Origin of the sequence: Streptomyces sp. NA04227, from assembly GCF_013364195.1 — a bacterium.
Lineage (GTDB): Bacteria > Actinomycetota > Actinomycetes > Streptomycetales > Streptomycetaceae > Streptomyces.
In genome coordinates this window covers 6,861,006-6,877,472 of record NZ_CP054918.1, presented here as the reverse complement: position 1 = coordinate 6,877,472, position 16,467 = coordinate 6,861,006, and the positions used below count along the sequence as shown (strand labels likewise).

Here is a 16,467-nt window from a genome sequence, read left to right as displayed (position 1 = left end):
ACGAGATCCCGGTGGTCCTGATGACACCGGTGGTCCGGGTGGGGGGCCGTTCGCTGTGCGTGGTGCGAGATGCGTGGTACCGGGTGGGCCGACGGCTACAGGGAGCGGCGTGCCGCGGCGATGGCGTGGGGGTCCCAGCCGGGGCGGGGTACGGAGTCCAGGAGCAACCGTGTGTAGGGGTGCCCGGGTTGGGCGAGGATGCGGGCCGTGCTGCCCGACTCGACGATCGCGCCCCGCCGCATCACGACCACGTCGTCGGTGACACAGCGCACCACCCCGAGGTCGTGGGTGATGAACAGGTAACCGATGCGCTGCTCGCGGCGGATGTCGGCGAGGAGATTGAGGATCTGCGCCTGCACCGAGACGTCGAGGGCCGCGACGGCCTCGTCCAGGACGAGGACCGCGGGTTCCACGGCGAGCGCCCGGGCGATGGCGACCCGCTGGCGCTGTCCGCCCGACAGCTGCCGGGGCAGCGCGTCCGCGGCATGGGTGCCGAGTCCGACCTGGTCGAGGAGTTCGGTGAGGCGGCGTGCGGGGTCGCGGTCCGGAAAGTGGAGCCGCAGGGTCTCCCGAAGGGCCGCCGCCACGGTGATGCGCGGGTCGAGCGACTGGTACGGGTCCTGGAAGACCATCTGGACCTCGCGGGCCCGCGCGAGCCGGGCGGCGCGGCCGCGTACCCGGCCGGTGCGTTCGGTGCCGCCGACGACCACCCGGCCGGCGTCCGCGCGTTCCAGACCCACGACGATCCGGGCGGTGGTCGTCTTGCCCGAACCGGATTCGCCGACGATGCCCAGGGATCCGCCCGCGGGCAGACGGAACGAGACGTCGTCCACGGCGCGCGTCCCACCGTAGGAACGGCACAGACCGGCGACCTCAAGCACGGCCTCGGCGTGCGCGGCGGACTCGGCAGGCCCGGCGGACTCAGCGGACTCGGCGGACTCGGCGGACTCGGCAAGCTCAGCCATGAACGGTGCTCCCTTCAAGGCTCTCGCTGTGGTGGCAGGCGACCAGATGCGCGTCGGCACCGTCCCCGTCGGATGCGAAGATCCCCGCCGCATCGCGGACGGCGGGCGTCTTCTCGGCGCACAGACCGCTCGCGTACGCGCACCGGGGTGCGAACGCGCACCCCTTCAACTCCTGGCGCAGATCCGGAGGTTGGCCCTCGATCGCGGCCAGTCGGCCGGGTGCCCCGGTGAGCCGGGGCGTGGCGGCGAGCAGGGCGGCCGTATAGGGGTGGCGGGGTGTCTCGAACACGGTCGCCGCGGGGCCGGTCTCGACGATCCGGCCCGCGTACATGACGTACACCCGGTCGCTGATGGCCGCGGCGAGCCCGAGGTCGTGGGTGACGAAGAGCAGTCCGGTGCCGAAGCGCTGCCGCAGGTCCTCGAGCAGGGCCACCACCTCGGCCTGGGTGCTGACGTCGAGGGCGGTGGTGGCCTCGTCGGCCAGGAGCAGGGCGGGCTCCCCCATCAACGCGGCGGCGATCATGACGCGTTGGAGCATGCCGCCGGACAACTCGCCGGGATAGCGGCGCAGTACGGCGGCGTCGAGCCCGACCGCGTCGAGCATCTCGGCGGCGCGTTCGGTGGCACGGGCCGCGGGCATCCCGGTGTTCAGGCGCAGGCTCTCGGTCAGGAAGTCGCCGGTACGGCGCAGGGGGTTCATGGCGGCACGGGGGTCCTGGAAGATCATGGACACCGTGCTGGTGCGCAGCAGGCGCAGTTGTGCGGCGGTCATGGTGAGGACGTCGTCACCGGCCACCTCCACGCGCCCCTCGGCAGCTGCCCCCGGGGGCAGCAGACGCAGGACGCTGCGCGAGGTGAGGCTCTTGCCGGAGCCGGACTCGCCCACCAGGGCGACGGTTTCGCCGGGTCCTATGGTGAGGTCGACGCCGTCGAGTACGGGACGGGCGGTACGCGGCAGCCGTAGCCGCAGATCGTGCAGGGCGAGAATGCTCACCGGTTCCTCCCCGCTACGTGGTCGGCCCAGCGTTCGCCGACGATGTTGAACGCGACCACGGTCAGGACGAGGGCGGCGCACGGCAGGATCGCCGCGAGCGGGTAGCCCTGCTGTACCGCGCTCTGGCCGTCGTAGACCATCCGGCCCCAGTCCGGGGTGAGGGCCGGAACGCCGAGGCCGAGGAAGGAGAGACCGGCCAGATCGATCAGGGCGTAGCCGAAGTTGATGGTGGACTGGGCCAGGACGACCGGCGCGACATTGGGCAGCACATGCCGTAGACAGACCTGGAAACCGCTGTGTCCCTGCACCAACAGGGCACTGACGTAAGGGCGTTGGCGTTCGGCCGCCACCAGGGAGCGGGTCAGCCGGCTGACGTAGGGCAGATAGGCGACGGCGAGTGCGAGGACCGGGGCGAGGAGGCCCTCGCCGTACACGGCGACGATGAGGATCGCCAGGAGCATCCCGGGGAAGGCGAAGATCACCTCGGTGCAGCGGGACAGCGCCGAGTCGGCCCAGCCCCCGTTCCAGGCGGCGGTGGCGCCGATCGCGACGCCCGCCACGGTGGAGAAGACCACCACGCCGAGCGGCCCGAGCAGCGAGGTCCGCGCCCCCAGGAGCAGCCGGGAGAGGGTGTCACGGCCGGAGGCGTCGACGCCGAACGGATGGGCGGCGGATGGTCCGGCGAGGGCGTTGCCGAGGTCGACGGCGTTGGCGTCGGCCGGTGCCAGCCAGGGTGCGAGCAGCGCCGCCAGGACGACCAGGGCGGCGAACCCCAGGCTGAGCACGAACAGGGGTGCGCGGGCGGTGCGGATTCGGGTGAGACCGGGTCTGCGCAACAGGGCGGTGGTGGTCATACGGCGGGCCTCCCGCTGCCGGGTCCGACACGGGGGTCGATCAGTGGATGGATCAGGTCGACGAGGAGATTGACCGCCATGAAGAGCGCGACCATGGTCAGCGAGATGGCCTGCACGGTGGGGAAGTCCCTGGTGGTGATGGACAGTTCGAGAAGCTGGCCGATGCCGCCGACGCCGAAGGCCGACTCCACCAGGACGGTGCACACCAGCAGGGTGGCGACGATCAGCCCGACGGTGGTGAGCACGGTGCCCAGGGCATTGCGGAACACATGGCGTCCGACGGCCTTGCCACGCGGCACGCCGCGGCTGAGGGCCACGGTGACGTGCTCCTGACCGAGGACGTCGAGCATCGCGCTGCGGGTGACCCGGGCGAGCATGCCGATCAGGTACAGGGCGAGCGCCACCGCGGGCAGCGTCAGATGCCAGAGCATGTCCACGAGCCCTTCGCCGGTGCCGCCCGCCGGGAACCAGCCCAGCCGGACCGCGAACAGGCCCTGGAGCATGACCGCGGCGACGAAGGACGGGGTTCCCGCGGCGAGGGTGGTGGTGACCAGGACGGTCGCGTCGACGGTGCCTCCGCGCACGGCGGCGAGGCGCCCCAGGGCGAGTCCTGCGACCAGGACCAGCGTCAGCGCCATCCCGACGAGCAGCAGGGTGCTGGGCAGGCGGTCGGCCAGGAGGCGGGAGACGTCGGTGCGATAGGTCAGCGACCGGCCGAAGTCGCCCTGCGCGACACCGGAGAGCCAGTGCAGGTAGCGCGTCGCGAACGGCTCGTCGAGACGGTACTGCTCCCTGACCGCCTCCAGGGCGGCGGGCGAACTGGACTTGCCGGAGAGCAGAAAGCTCGCCGGGCTGCCCGGCGCCAGGTACATCGCGCCGAAGATGACGAACGAGGCGCCGAGCAGGGTGGCAAGCATTTCGGCCAGTCGCCGGGCGGCGAATCTGAGGAAGTTCACGTCGCCGCTCCCACTGCGGCCGCCCACGGGGAGTAGAGGTAGGAGATGGTGGTGGGCGCCCCGGTGATCCGCTTGTTCAGGAAGACCGCCGTGGGCCATTCGGCCACCGGTATCCAGAGCACCTCGTCGGCCGCCTTCTGCTGCAACTCGGCCGCCAGGGCCATGCGTTGGGCGGGTTTCTGCGCGGCCCGCGTCCTGTCCACCAGGCGGTCGTACGCGGGGCTGCTGTACCCGGCGTAGTTCTGCGAGGCGCCGGTGCGGAAGTTGCCGAGCAGGTCCAGGGGGTCGGTGATGGACTGGTAGTACGTCTCCGGGAACATGTCGATTCCCTTGCGTGCAGCGGGATCGGTAAACAGCGCGGTGAAGGCGTTGGGGGCGATGGTCTTGAGCCGGATGTCGAGTCCGATCCGGGTGCCCGCGTCCTGGACGGCGGTGGCCAGCAGTGACACGTCGAGACCGATCGAGCTGGTCGCCACGGTCAGCTTCTTGCCGCGCGCGCCCGCCTGCTCGACGAGGAGCTTCGCCTTCTCGATGTCCCGTTCCGTGGAAGGGAGTTGGCCGAAGGCGTCCCGCCGCGTCCGCTCCGGTGCGCTCGCCCAGGCCGCCCTGGTGGTGAGCGAGGCGGTGACGCTGCCCGCGCCGCCGAGCCCGGCCTCGACGAACCCCTGGCGGTCCAGCGCCAGGGACAGGGCGCGCCGGACACGGACGTCACCGAGCGCGCCCCGCATGCTGGTGACGTTCACGTTGACGGTGCTCAGGCCCTCGCCGAAGTAGAGGCTGCCGATGCCGCTGGCGCGCAGGGCCGCGTAGCTCTCGGTGGGGAGCAGATAGCCGCCGTCCACCTCGCCGCTGAGCATCGCCTTGGTACGGGCCGACGGGTCGGTGAGGAACACGAACTCGGCCCTGGCGGACTTGGCCCTGCTGCCCCAGTAGCCGTCGAAGCGCCGCAGTTCGACCGACTGGCCCTTGCTCCACGAGCCGAGTGCGAACGGGCCGGTGCAGCCGAGGCCGCCCGAGGTGCCGTAGTCCCGTCCCGCGGCGCGCACCGCGGATTCGCTGGCCACGACTCCGGCCGCGGTCGCCATGTACTGGGGGAACTGCGAGTCGGGGCGCTTCAGTTTCACGGTGACCTGGAGCGGGCCGGTCTTGGTGAGCGAGGCGACGTTCCGGAAGACGTCGGCCCAGGCGGATCCGCTGTCGGGGTCGCGCTGGCGGCCGAGGCTGAACAGCACGTCGTCGGCGTCCAGTACGCCGCCGCTGTGGAAGCGCACACCGGGACGCAGATCGTAGACCCAGGTCAGCGGGTCGGGGTGGGTGGCTTTGCGGGCCAGGCCCGGGGCCGTCCTGAGGTCCGGGGTCCACCGCAGCAGGCTCTCGCAGACGTTGGAGAGAATCATGTTCTGCGGGTAGTCGAAGGCGGAGACCCAGTCGAGCGTGGGGGGTTCGGCGTACAGGGCCCAGCGGAACGAGTCGATCCCGCCCGTCGCCGCCGGGGTGCCCTTCGACAGCCGGAAGTCGCCCTTGGGGCCGCCTGGTGGGGGTCCCGCGCAGGCGGAGACCAGAAGGAGGGCGGCGGCCAGGGCCGCGGAGACCAGGGCGAGCCGGTGGTGGGTTCTGGTTCTGCGTGCGGTGGGCCGGGGCGGCGGTGTGGGCATCGGCGCGGTTCCTCTCCGTACGGCGGGGGGCGGGGGCCGCCGGGACCTTGCGGGCCCGGCGGCGGGCAGGCGGGCGGCTCGGGTTAGACGTGCAGCACCGAGGCGGGTACCTGCTGGGTGATGCAGTGGACGCCGCCTCCGCCGTACGCGAGGGTGCGGGCCACGACCCCGACGACCTTGCGGTCCGGGCAGGCGGCCGCGATGACGGCCAGGGCCTCGTCGTCCTGCGGCAGACCGGCGACGGGAACCACGACGCCGCCGTTGGCCAGGTAGAAGTTGAGGTAGCCCACTTCCACCGGCTTGCCGTCCACCTCGGTGAACGCACTCTGCGGAAGGTCGACGATCTCCAGGGCGCGGCCCCGCGCGTCGCGACTGGCCTCAAGGACCGCCCTGTTGGCCCGCATCCGGGCGTGGTCGGGGTGCTCCGGATCGTCCGGGAGCTGCACCACGACCTTGCCCGGGGCGACGAAGGCGCAGACTCCGTCGACGTGCCCGTCGGTCTCGGTGTCCAGGAGACCGCCGTACGGCAGCCAGATGACCTTGCTGACGCCGAGCCGCAGCGTGAGTTCGGCCTCGATCTCCGCCCTGCTCATCCCCGGGTTGCGGTTGGGGTGCAGCAGGCACTGCTCGGTGGTGATCAGCGTGCCCTCGCCGTCCACCGTGATCGCTCCGCCCTCCAGGATCATCTCGGAGCGGATGGCCGGGTCGCCGAGGTGGTCCAGGAGCAGGGCACTGATCCGGTCGTCGGCGTCGTAGGGGTGGTGCTTGCCGCCCCAGGCGTTGAAGCGGAAGTCCACGCCCGCCCGGGTGCCGTCGGGGCCGAGCGTGAAGATGGGTGCCGAGTCCCGGAACCACGAGTCGTCCAGGGGCAGTTCGAGGATCTCGACGCCGTCACCGCACAGCGCCCGGGCGCTCTCCCCGTGTCCGGGCGGCGCGACCACGGTCACCGGCTCGAAGGCGGCGATCGCGCGCGCCACCGCCGCGTGCTCCTCCTGCAACGTGCTCAGGACGCGGCCCCACAGGTCGTGCCGGGTGGGCCAGGCCATCAGGCACCGCTCGTGCGCGGTCCACTCGGCGGGCATACGGAAAGTCATCGGAACTCGTTTCTCCGGAGGTCGTCCGGTTGTGTTCGGTGTCGGTCGAAGAGGCGCGGCGGGAGGAGTTCCGCGGGCGCAGGGGCCGGGGACGCTCTTCGCGGTCCGGGGCCGGGGCACGGTTCCGGGCCCGGTGCACCCGCATCGTGGTCCAGACTGAAAATTCAGTCAATAGCTTGAACAGGACGAGCCCGTTCCGATCCCCCCCGCCTCACCTACAGGAAATACAGACGGCTCAGGGACACCTCGTCGACGGGCTCCGAACGGATCGGCGTCCCGTCCAGGGTGACCAGGCCGCTGGAGGCGTCGACCTGGACCTCGCCAAGGCGTGCGTTGTTGACCAGGTCGGCGGGGCCGATGCCCCGGGTACCGCGTACGGCCACCCTTCGGCGCCGCGTCGCCAGCGCGTCGTAGGGCCGCCCGAACGAGGCGGACTCGGCGGCCGCGCGGCTGACGAAGGCCACCGAAAGGTCCGCCGCCGTCGCGCCGTGCGCCCCGAACAGCGGGCCGAGGACGAGGGGTTCGCACCGGTCGTTGGCCGCGTTGGGGTCGCCGGTCACGCCGTAGGCGGGGTAGCCGGCCTTCAGGACGAGCTGCGGTTTGGCGCCGAAGGACTCCGGCCGCCACAGCACGATGTCGGCGAGTTTGCCGGGTTCGATCGAGCCGACCTCGTGGGCGAGACCGTGCGCGAGGGCGGGGTTGACGGTGAGTTTGGCGATGTAGCGCAGCACCCGTGCGTTGTCGTCGCCCGGGCCGTCGCCGTCCAGCGGCCCGGACTCGGCCTTCATCTTCCCGGCCACCGCGAAGGTGCGGCGCACCGTCTCCCCCGCCCGGCCCATGCCCTGGGCGTCGGAGGAGGTGATCCCGATGACCCCGAGGTCGTGCAGTACGTCCTCGGCGCCCATGGTTCCCGCCCGGATCCGGTCCCGGGCCAGGGCGTCGTCGCCCGGCAGGTCCGTGCGCAGGGCGTGCACGGAGACGATCATCCCGTAGTGCTCGGCGACCGCGTCCCTGCCGAACGGCAGCGTCGGATTGGTGGACGAGCCGATGACGTTCGGCACCCCCGCCATCTTCAGCACGTTGGGCACGTGTCCGCCGCCGCAGCCCTCGATGTGGAAGGCGTGGATGGTGCGCCCCTCCAGCACCGACAGGGTGTCCTCGACCGAGAGGCACTCGTTCAGTCCGTCGGAGTGCAGCGCGACCTGCACGTCGTGCTCCTCGGCGACCCGCAGGGCGGTGTCCAGCGCCCTGGCGTGCGCACCGAGATCCTCGTGCACCTTGAACCCGCAGGCCCCGCCCTCGGCCAGGGCCTCCACCAGCGGAGCCCGGTCGGAGGACGAACCCCGGCCGAGGAAGCCGATGTTGACCGGCCAGGCGTCGAAGGAGTTGAAGGCGTGCCGCAGCGCCCACGGCGAGTTGACCCCCACTCCCCAACTGGGCCCGATCTCCTGCCCGATGATCGTGGTGACCCCGGAGGCCAGCGAGGCTTCCATGATGCGCGGCGACAACAGGTGCACGTGGGTGTCCACGGCGCCCGCGGTGGCGATCAGCCCTTCCCCGGAGACGATCGTGGTCCCGGTACCGACCACCACCTCCACCCCGGCGAGGGTGTCCGGGTTGCCCGCGCGCCCGACCGAGACGATGCGCCCCTGCCGGATCCCGATGGAGGTCTTGCGGATCCCCTGCGCCGCGTCGATCACCAGCACATTGCTGACCACCACGTCACAGGTGTCGCGGACGGCGGCGGCCTTCAGATGCAGCCCGTCCCGTGCCGTCTTGCCGAAACCGGCCAGGAACTCGTCCCCGGGCGCCTGCGAGTCGGACTCGACGCGGACGACGAGCCCGGTGTCGCCGAGCCGTACCCGGTCTCCGGCCCGCGGTCCGTACGTGGCCGCGTATTCGTACGCATCGATGGCACCGGCCGGACCGGTGGCCTTGCCGCACGAGTCGGCAGCACTGCGGGTCACGTCGCCCCCTCCTGTTCTTCCGCTTCTCCCATTCCCGCCGTCGCCCCGAGGTAGCCGCAGGCGGCCGCGCGGCGCAGCGCCTCGCGCTTGGCCCCCGGCGCGTCCAGCGGCCCGTCGACAAGGCCGGCGAAACCGATCGCGACCCGGTCGCCGCCGATGGCGACGAGGCCCACCTCGCGCGTCATCCCCGGGTCGAAGCGGGCCGACGACCCGGCCGGGACGGCGAGCCGCATGCCGTAGGCGGCGGCGCGGTCGAAGTGCAGCCGGGGGTTGGTCTCGAAGAAGTGGAAGTGCGAGGTCACGCTGATCGGTACCGGTGCCGTGTTGCGGACCGTCAACACCCGCTGCGGCTGGGGCACTACGGGCTCCTCGGCGCCGGGCAGCAACGCACCGGGGGCACCCGCACCGAGGCCGCCGCCGCCGAACGGGTCGCTCACCACGGCCAGCCGGGTGCCGTCGTCGAACACCGCCTCCACATGAACGTCCGTCACCACGTCGGGCACCCCCGGCAGTACGTCCGCCGCGGACAGCACCCCGCGGGCGGCCTCGATCGCCTCGGCGAGCCGGGCTCCGTCACGGGCCGCCTCGCACACCGTGTCCGCGATCAGCGCGGTCGCCTCGGGCACGTTCAGCACACATCCACGGGCCCGGCGCGCCCGGGCGAGCTCGGCCGCGCTCCGCAACAGCAGCCGGTCGCGTTCGGTCGGGGTCAGTTGCATGACCGCGACTCCGGAACACGACCCGCCGGGGCGGGAGTTCGGGTCGGTGGCCAGGTGCGCATGGGGGTCTCCTCCGGTACGGGTCTTTGCGGTGGGGGTCTTTGCGGTACGGGCTTGTGCTCGTGCGGTGCGGGCTCGTGCGGTACGGGGTTCCGGACGGGTGGGGCGAGCGGTACGTACGGTTCGGCCGGCGCCGATCAGCTGCTGCGGTAGTGGCTCACCGCGACCGTCACCGAGTCGCTGTCCGGCGCGACCTCGACCAGCCAGCCGAGGACGAGTTCACGGCCGTCGGCGCTGCGCAGACAGAAGGTGTCGCCGTTCGCGAGAGCGGCGTACGGCAACTCGGTCACCGGTTCGCTCTCGATCCCCTCGACGCACTCCTCGGGCGTCAGGTCCTCGCCCTGCCCGATGTAGGCGTCGCTGTCCTCGGGGAACTCGAAGGCGTCGGCCCCGGGCGCCAGATACCAGTCCGCGGTCGACTCCGGAGCCACCGTTCCACTGCGCAGATCGAACTCGTAACTGGCGTCGGGCGCGGTGAGTTCGGCCTCCTGATAGCCCGCACGGAACTCGGGCGGCGGCGCGGTGGTCGGCTTTCGCGAGGGCTCGGATGTCGGCTGCGGCGACGCCGAGCCCGTCCGGTCCGGGCGCGCCTCCGGTTCGTTTCCCGCGCGGGTGTGCCGGTAGGCGGCGACGCCCGCGGCGAGCAGGGCGACGACCAGCAGCGTGAGCAGGAGCCTCTTCAGCAGGCGCTTTCCGCTGCCTCGGCCGCGCTCGGCGGGCGCGGCTTCGGGATCGTGGTCGTAGGTACGCGCCTCAAGGTGGTGGGGCGTCGCGGGGGCTCCGGCGACCGGATACGGCTCGGGGTCGGCGTAGGTGCCGGGGCCTGAAGGGGGACCCGGCGTGGGGTACGCGCCCGGCCCCGACATGAGCGACCCGGCGTGCAGCGTCGCCTGCGGCGCCGCGACGGTGGGCTGGGCGTGCGGTGACTCCACCGGCTCCGGGAGTTCACCGCGCAGCGCCGTCTCGTGACGCACCGCGGGCGGCAGCCAGTCGTCCGAGAAGAGCAGCCGCCCGCCCACCGCCGGGTGACGGCGCACGGCCTCGATCAGCCCACCGGGCGTGGGCCGCTGCCCGGGGTCCTTGGCCAGACACCCCCGTATCAGCTCGCGCACCTCGTGGGGCACCCGGCCGAGCTCGGGCTCGTCGTGCACCACGCGGTACAGCGCCACCGACTCGGGACATCCCGCGCCGAACGGCGGGGAGCCGCTCGCCGCGTACACGGCGAGCGCGCCCAGGGCGAAGACATCGCTGGCGGCGGTCGCCGGCCGGCCGGTGGCCTGCTCGGGCGCCATGAACGAGGGAGTGCCGATCCGCAGCCCGGCACCGGTGAGCGCGACCGCGTCGGCGGCCCGGGCGATGCCGAAGTCGATGACGCGCGGTCCGTCCGCCGCGAGCAGGACGTTGGCGGGCTTGAGGTCTCGGTGCACCACGCCCGCGCCGTGGATCGCCTGGAGCGCCTCGGCGACACCGGCCATCAGCAGCAGTACGGCGCGCTCGGGCAGCGGACCGTGCAGCCGGACCACGTCGTGCAGCGAGGGTCCGGGCACGTAGGCGGTGGCCAGCCAGGGCGTCGCCGCCGCGGTGCTGGCGTCGACCAGTTGGGCCGTGTACAGGCCGTGGATGCGCCGGGCGCTGGCGACCTCCTGGGCGAAACGGCGCCGGAACTCCGGATCCGCGGCCAGCTCGGGACGCACCGACTTCAGCGCCACCGGCCGCCCCGCGGGCGTATAAGCCAGGTAGACGTGCCCCATTCCCCCGGAACCGAGCCGGGCGCACAGCCGGTAGCCGCCGATCTCTTGCGGATCGCCTGCGGTCAGGGCGGCGAACGGCGGCAGGCCGGTGTGCCGGTTGGGGTGGGCGGGCTGGAGGGTCACGGGGGTGCTCTTTCGCGAGACGGCGAGGGCGGTGGCGACTGGGCCGTCGGGCTCCTGGGTCGGCGGGTGTTTCAGCGCATCGTGCACCTGACTGAAGTTTCAGTCAAGAGAGCGGGATGACCGAGGTCGGGCGGAACGCGCCCCGAAACCTGGCCGGCGCCTCCTGGGCACGCGACCTCGCGATTCCGGCGACACACCGCCACTGGGCACGCCCCACCCGACGAGCGACCCCACCTTCATTTGACTGAAAATCCAGTCAGTGTCAAAGTGGATCCGAGCCGTCCACCCGCCCGGTCCGGCAGCGACTCCCCCGGCGCATCGCCGCCGGACCCTGTCGCACCTGCCGGGACCCCCGTCGGACCCCACCGAGGCCGAGCGGCCGACGCCGACGGTGGGTGGATGGACGGCGGCCTGCGCGCCGCCACCACCGAGGCAGCACCGGCGAGCAGGCTGAGCCCTCGCACACCCGACGGCTCGGCCCGCTCGACGGCCCAGCACGATGTGGAGCCCCCATGAACGAACACTCCGTGGTCAGGCGCATGTTCGACGCCGCCTTCGGTACGCGTCCCACCCCGCGGGACTCGTACCACCAAGGCGGCCACTCCGGCTGGTACGTACCGGCCGACGACGTCCCGCACACGCGGACCTGGATGTCCTGGCCGTCCCGCAGGTCGGTCTGGGGCCGGCACCTGGGCGGAGTGCAGGAGGACATCGCCCTCATCGCCCGCACCGTCGCCGCCTTCGAGCCGGTCGTCCTGTGCGCGCCCGACGCCGACACCGCCGCCGACGCCCGGGCGGCCTGCGGCTCTTCGGTCACCGTCATCGACGAGATCTGGACCGACGATCTCTGGATGCGCGACATCTGTGCCGTGTTCCGCAGCGACGACCACGGGCACCTCGACGCGGTCGGCCTGAATTTCAACGGCTGGGGCAACAAACAAAAACACGCGTACGACGCCGACGTGGCGGAGTGCGTCGCCGAATGGAACGACCTCCCTTTCCATACCGCGGAGTTCGTCGGCGAAGGCGGATCGATCGAAACCGACGGCGACGGCACGGTCATGGCCACCGAGAGCAGCTTGGTGAACAAGAACCGGAATCGCGGAATGAGTCGGCAGGAAATCGAGGACGCCGTTCTCGATGTCTATGGCGCCGAGCGGATGATCTGGGTACCGGGCGTGCGGGGAAAGGACATCACCGACAACCACATCGATGTGACCTCCCGGTTCATCCGGCCCGGCGTCGTCATGGTGCAGCTGCCGCCCGCCGACCGCAACGACGTGTGGGCACGTGACGCACGCGAGCAGTTCAGGATCCTCTCCGGGGAGACCGACGCCCGCGGACGCCGCCTCGAGGTGATGACGGTGGAGGGCCCCGACTCGGTGCGCTCACGGAAGCGGGACTTCGTCGATTCCTATATGAACTTCCATGTGGTCAACGGCGCCGTCGTCACCGCCCAGTTCGGGGACCGCGTAAAGGACGCCGCGGCCCGTCACGCCCTGGCCGGAGCATTTCCCGGCCGCGAGATCGTACAGATCGACGTCGACCGGCTCATGGCGGGCGGCGGAGGAATTCACTGCTCCACGATGCAGGAACCCCTGCCCTGATCCGACACAAACCCGCAGACAACTGAGTACGAATCAATTGCCGGATAGCTTGATCCGGGGCGGAATCCGGAAGTCCCGTCCGGAACCGCCGCTTCACCGAACCATTGGAGATTTCCGTGTCCCCTGACCCGATGTCCCGCCGCAGTGTCCTGCGTACGTTCGCCGGAGTCGGCGCGCTCGCCCTCGGTGCCGCCGCCTGCGGTCCGGAGGACGACGCCGGTGCGACGACCTCGACCTCCGCCGGTTCCCGGCACTTTGGTGCGGAATGGGACAGCCACGTCCGTACGTTCATGTCCTGGCCCGCCCTCGACTCGGTGTGGGCGGAGGACCTGCCCTACGTACGCGAGGACATCGCGCGCATCGCCCGCGCGATCGGGGAGTACGAGGAGGTCGTGGTGATGGCCCGGCCGGGCCAGGCCGACGCGGCGCAGCGGGCGTGCGGCTCCCAGGTCGAGGTGATCCCGCTGGAGGTGGACGACCTGTGGGCCCGTGACACCGTTCCGGTCTTCGTGGAGGAAGGCGGGAAGCTCGTCGGTGTCGACTTCAACTTCAACGGCTGGGGCAAGAAGCAGGTCCACAAGAACGACGCCCTGGTCGGCCGCCGTGTGCTGGCCGAGTACGACATCGCCCGCAGCAAGGCCCCGCTCATCGGTGAGGGCGGCTCGTTCGAGACGGACGGCGAGGGCACGCTCCTGGTGACCGAGAGCTCGATCGTCAACGCCAACCGGAACCCCGGCAAGAGCCGCGACCGGATCGAGGCCGAACTCAAGCGGGCCCTCGGTGTGAAGAAGGTGATCTGGCTGGCCGGAGTGCGCGGCCAGGACATCACGGACGCCCACGTCGACAGTCTCGTCCGCTTCACGGCCCCGGGCGTCGTCCTCGTCGACAAGGCCTTCCCCGGCACCCCGCCGGACGTGTGGTCCCGCTCGGCGGACCAGGCCCGCAAGGTCCTGCGCAAGGCGACCGACGCCCGCGGCAGGAAGCTGGAGGTCATCGACCTCCCGCAGCCCGACCTCGACAAGATCACCGGTGCCGGCGACGACTTCGTCTCCACCTACGCCAACTTCTACGTGGCCAACGACTCGGTGTTCATGCCCCGCTTCGGCGACGCCCGCGCCGACGACCGGGCCAAGGGCATCCTCCAGGAGCACTTCCCCGACCGCGACATCGTGCCGGTACGGATCGACACCATCGCCTCGGGCGGTGGCGGTATCCACTGCGCCACCCACGACCAGCCCGGCAAGCCCGCCGCCTGAGCCGACCCCAACTGCCGCGAGCGGAGAGCATCGTGACCCGGACCAGTCGTACGGCCTCCGTGGCACGGAAGCTCTTCGCTCCCGGCCTGGTCGCGCTCGCGGTGGCCACCGCCGTCGCGCTGGGTGTCTGGCTGCAGTACGGCGAACGCATCGGTGCCGACACCCGGCACACCGCCGGCAGCGGCGCCGCGGACCGGGTGGACATCACCACCTCGGTGCAGAAAGTGGACGCCGCCGCACGGCAGTTGACGCTGCGGGTCCTGGTCACACCCAGGGGCGGGCTGGCGGAGGCCGGGGGTCTTTCACCGGCCCGGGACCTGGTGCTGCAGACCTCCTCCGCGGTCCGCGGCGACCTGTCCTTCCCCGCGCACAGCAGAATCGCGACCGCCCAGGTTCCGGTCACCCTGACCGACGGCTCGATCACGGACTACCCGTTCGACTCCTACCGGACGGCCCTCGAGTTCAGCGCGGAGGCGGGCGGCCGGGAGGTGCCGGTCCGTATGAGCGTGTCCAACAACGACGCGCTCTTCGCGGTGAACGTACGGGCCGACACGGCGGACGGCGCCGCCGTCTTCGACCTGAACCTGGAGCGCTCCAGCAGTGTGTTCCTGTTCGCCCTCTTCATGATGGCGGCGATGTGGGCCCTGGCGGTCGGCGTCCTGGTCGCCACCTGGTTCCTGCTCAGCGGCCGCAAGGGACTGGTCTGGCCCGCCCTCGGCTGGATGGCCGCCACCCTGTTCGCCCTGGCCGCCTTCCGCAACACCGCACCCGGGGCCCCGCCCATCGGGTGCCTGCTCGACTACCTCGCCTTCCTCTGGGTCGAACCGGTCATCGCCTTCTGCGTGTTCACCGTGGTGGTCGCGGGAGTCCGGGCCGAACCGCGCGCCGAGGAGGCGGCCGGGTAGTCCCTCGCGCGCCGCCGCACCGTGCCCGCCTCCGTACGCCTACGGAGGCGGGCACTCGTACGCCGGGGCTCAGCCGTCCAGGGACGTCATGACGTGCTTGACGCGGGTGTAGTCCTCGAAGCCGTAGCCGGAGAGGTCCTTGCCGTAGCCGGACTTCTTGAAGCCGCCGTGCGGCATCTCGGCGACCAGCGGGATATGGGTGTTGATCCACACACAGCCGAAGTCGAGCAGCTTGGACAGCCGCATCGCGCGGGCGTGGTCGCGGGTCCAGACCGAGGAGGCCAGGGCGTACTCGACACCGTTGGCGAAGGCGATGGCCTCCGCCTCGTCGCGGAAGGACTGCACCGTGACGACCGGCCCGAAGACCTCCTCCTGGACGATCTCGTCGTCCTGCCTGAGGCCGGAGACGACGGTCGGGGCGTAGAAGTAGCCCTTGTCGCCGACGCGTTCACCGCCGGTCTCGACCCGTGCGTGCGCGGGCAGCCGGTCGATGAAACCGTGGACGCGGTCGAGTTGGGCGGCGCTGTTGAGGGGCCCGTAGAACACGCCGGGGCTCTCCGGGGGCCCGGTCGCGAGGCCCCTGGCCGCCTCGGTCAGCGCGGCGACGAACTCCTCGTACACGGATTCCTGTACGAGGATCCGGGTGGCGGCGGTGCAGTCCTGGCCGCCGTTGAAGAACCCGGCCTCGGCGACGGCCCGCGCGGTGGCGGCAGGATCGACGTCCTCGAAGACCACGACCGGCGCCTTGCCGCCCAGTTCGAGATGCGCGCGCTTGAGGCCGGCGGACGCGGCCGAGGCCACCTCCCGCCCGGCGCGCACCGAACCCGTGAGGGAGACCATCGCCGGTACCGGGTGCTCGATCATGGCCCGGCCCGTCTCGCGGTCGCCGCACAGCACGTTGAAGACTCCCGGCGGGAGCACCTCCGCCAGGATGCCCGCCAGCAGGACGGTCGAGGCGGGCGTGGTCTCGGCCGGTTTGAGGACCACGGTGTTGCCCGCCGCGAGCGCGGGAGCGAACTTCCACACGGCCATCAGCATCGGGTAGTTCCACGGGGTGATCTGCGCGCAGACACCGACCGGTTCCCGGCGCACGTACGAGGTCATGCCCGCCATGTACTCGCCCGCCGACCTGCCTTCCAACGCCCGTGCCGCTCCGGCGAAGAAGCGGATCTGGTCAAGGAGCGCCGGGAGTTCCTCCTCGGCGGTGGGCGCGGGCGGCTTCCCCGTGTCGCGGCACTCCACCGCGAGCAGTTCACCTGACCGTGCGGCTATCGCGTCGGCGATGTCGAGCAGCGCCTTCTGGCGCCGGGCCGGAGTCGTGTCCCGCCAGGAGGGGAAGGCCCCGGCGGCGGCCGCCATCGCCGCGGCGACGTCGGCGGTACCCGACAGCGGTGCGGTCGCGTAGACCTCACCTGTCGCGGGGTCCTCGACGTCCATGGTCCGCCCGTCCGCCGCGGGGCGGAACTCCCCGGCGATGTGGTTGCGCAGCACATACGGCTCGCTCATACGTATCTCTCCTCGTACGGGTCCCGCCGGTCGGCCTCGGCCACCGGAGGGGGTC

The 16,467-nt window shown here is 71.7% G+C and carries 13 protein-coding genes; 3 read left to right on the top strand and 10 right to left on the bottom strand.

All coding sequences use genetic code 11. The features are described 5' to 3' along the window. Positions 1 to 95 precede the first annotated feature (95 nt). The 9 genes from HUT18_RS29010 to HUT18_RS34020 all read right to left on the bottom strand — a co-directional run bounded on the left by HUT18_RS29010 (position 96) and on the right by HUT18_RS34020 (position 11,099). Complete coding sequence (locus HUT18_RS29010) at positions 96 to 965, bottom strand: ABC transporter ATP-binding protein (protein WP_176103482.1); 870 nt, start codon at positions 963 to 965, stop codon at positions 96 to 98. Continuing rightward, entirely contained in the window at positions 958 to 1,959 is a 1,002-nt protein-coding gene (locus tag HUT18_RS29005) for an ABC transporter ATP-binding protein (protein ID WP_368661555.1), read from the bottom strand. Before HUT18_RS29005 ends, HUT18_RS29010 begins: the two co-directional genes overlap by 8 nt. Further along, positions 1,956 to 2,813 (bottom strand): ABC transporter permease, encoded by an 858-nt coding sequence (locus tag HUT18_RS29000; protein ID WP_176103481.1) that lies wholly within the window; start codon positions 2,811 to 2,813, stop codon positions 1,956 to 1,958. Before HUT18_RS29000 ends, HUT18_RS29005 begins: the two co-directional genes overlap by 4 nt. Next, positions 2,810 to 3,769 carry an ABC transporter permease gene (locus tag HUT18_RS28995; protein ID WP_176103480.1) on the bottom strand — a complete coding sequence of 320 codons (960 nt, stop codon included), beginning with the start codon at positions 3,767 to 3,769 and terminating at the stop codon, positions 2,810 to 2,812. The genes HUT18_RS29000 and HUT18_RS28995 overlap by 4 nt, the downstream gene beginning before the upstream one ends. After that, positions 3,766 to 5,424: an ABC transporter substrate-binding protein gene (locus tag HUT18_RS28990; RefSeq protein WP_176103479.1), complete on the bottom strand. Its 1,659-nt coding sequence runs from the start codon at positions 5,422 to 5,424 to the stop codon at positions 3,766 to 3,768. Before HUT18_RS28990 ends, HUT18_RS28995 begins: the two co-directional genes overlap by 4 nt. 83 nt (positions 5,425 to 5,507) lie before the next feature. Beyond that, complete coding sequence (locus tag HUT18_RS28985; protein ID WP_217710523.1) at positions 5,508 to 6,518, bottom strand: agmatine/peptidylarginine deiminase; 1,011 nt, start codon at positions 6,516 to 6,518, stop codon at positions 5,508 to 5,510. A gap of 215 nt (positions 6,519 to 6,733) precedes the next feature. Next, positions 6,734 to 8,485, bottom strand: coding sequence for an urease subunit alpha (locus tag HUT18_RS28980; RefSeq protein ID WP_254878855.1), 1,752 nt, complete (start codon positions 8,483 to 8,485; stop codon positions 6,734 to 6,736). Continuing rightward, positions 8,482 to 9,204 carry an urease subunit gamma gene (gene ureA / locus HUT18_RS28975; RefSeq protein WP_176103478.1) on the bottom strand — a complete coding sequence of 241 codons (723 nt, stop codon included), beginning with the start codon at positions 9,202 to 9,204 and terminating at the stop codon, positions 8,482 to 8,484. The genes HUT18_RS28980 and ureA overlap by 4 nt, the downstream gene beginning before the upstream one ends. 197 nt (positions 9,205 to 9,401) lie before the next feature. Beyond that, complete coding sequence (locus HUT18_RS34020) at positions 9,402 to 11,099, bottom strand: serine/threonine-protein kinase (RefSeq protein ID WP_254879112.1); 1,698 nt, start codon at positions 11,097 to 11,099, stop codon at positions 9,402 to 9,404. 551 nt (positions 11,100 to 11,650) lie between these two features. On the opposite strand from HUT18_RS34020, the gene HUT18_RS28965 reads away from it, so the two are divergent. From HUT18_RS28965 to HUT18_RS28955, 3 genes are all read left to right on the top strand, one after another. Further along, complete coding sequence (locus HUT18_RS28965) at positions 11,651 to 12,745, top strand: agmatine/peptidylarginine deiminase (RefSeq protein ID WP_176103477.1); 1,095 nt, start codon at positions 11,651 to 11,653, stop codon at positions 12,743 to 12,745. Positions 12,746 to 12,876: 131 nt separating this feature from the next. Next, positions 12,877 to 14,001: an agmatine deiminase family protein gene (locus HUT18_RS28960; protein WP_176103476.1), complete on the top strand. Its 1,125-nt coding sequence runs from the start codon at positions 12,877 to 12,879 to the stop codon at positions 13,999 to 14,001. 32 nt (positions 14,002 to 14,033) lie between these two features. Further along, positions 14,034 to 14,906, top strand: a complete 873-nt coding sequence (locus HUT18_RS28955; RefSeq protein WP_176103475.1) for a DUF4436 family protein — start codon at positions 14,034 to 14,036, stop codon at positions 14,904 to 14,906. Positions 14,907 to 14,975: 69 nt separating this feature from the next. Here the strand turns inward: HUT18_RS28955 and HUT18_RS28950 are convergent, their stop codons facing one another. Continuing rightward, entirely contained in the window at positions 14,976 to 16,412 is a 1,437-nt protein-coding gene (locus tag HUT18_RS28950; protein ID WP_176103474.1) for a gamma-aminobutyraldehyde dehydrogenase, read from the bottom strand. Positions 16,413 to 16,467 lie beyond the last annotated feature (55 nt).

Bases quoted from the DNA above. Each gene is read 5' to 3' on its own strand.
- HUT18_RS28960 (WP_176103476.1), top strand. From the start codon at position 12,877: ATGTCCCGCCGCAGTGTCCTGCGTACGTTCGCCGGAGTCGGCGCGCTC.
- HUT18_RS29010 (WP_176103482.1), bottom strand. From the start codon at position 965: ATGGCTGAGCTTGCCGAGTCCGCCGAGTCCGCCGAGTCCGCTGAGTCC.
- HUT18_RS28950 (WP_176103474.1), bottom strand. From the start codon at position 16,412: ATGAGCGAGCCGTATGTGCTGCGCAACCACATCGCCGGGGAGTTCCGC.
- HUT18_RS29000 (WP_176103481.1), bottom strand. From the start codon at position 2,813: ATGACCACCACCGCCCTGTTGCGCAGACCCGGTCTCACCCGAATCCGC.
- HUT18_RS28985 (WP_217710523.1), bottom strand. From the start codon at position 6,518: ATGACTTTCCGTATGCCCGCCGAGTGGACCGCGCACGAGCGGTGCCTG.
- HUT18_RS28965 (WP_176103477.1), top strand. From the start codon at position 11,651: ATGAACGAACACTCCGTGGTCAGGCGCATGTTCGACGCCGCCTTCGGT.
- HUT18_RS28990 (WP_176103479.1), bottom strand. From the start codon at position 5,424: ATGCCCACACCGCCGCCCCGGCCCACCGCACGCAGAACCAGAACCCAC.
- ureA (WP_176103478.1), bottom strand. From the start codon at position 9,204: ATGCAACTGACCCCGACCGAACGCGACCGGCTGCTGTTGCGGAGCGCG.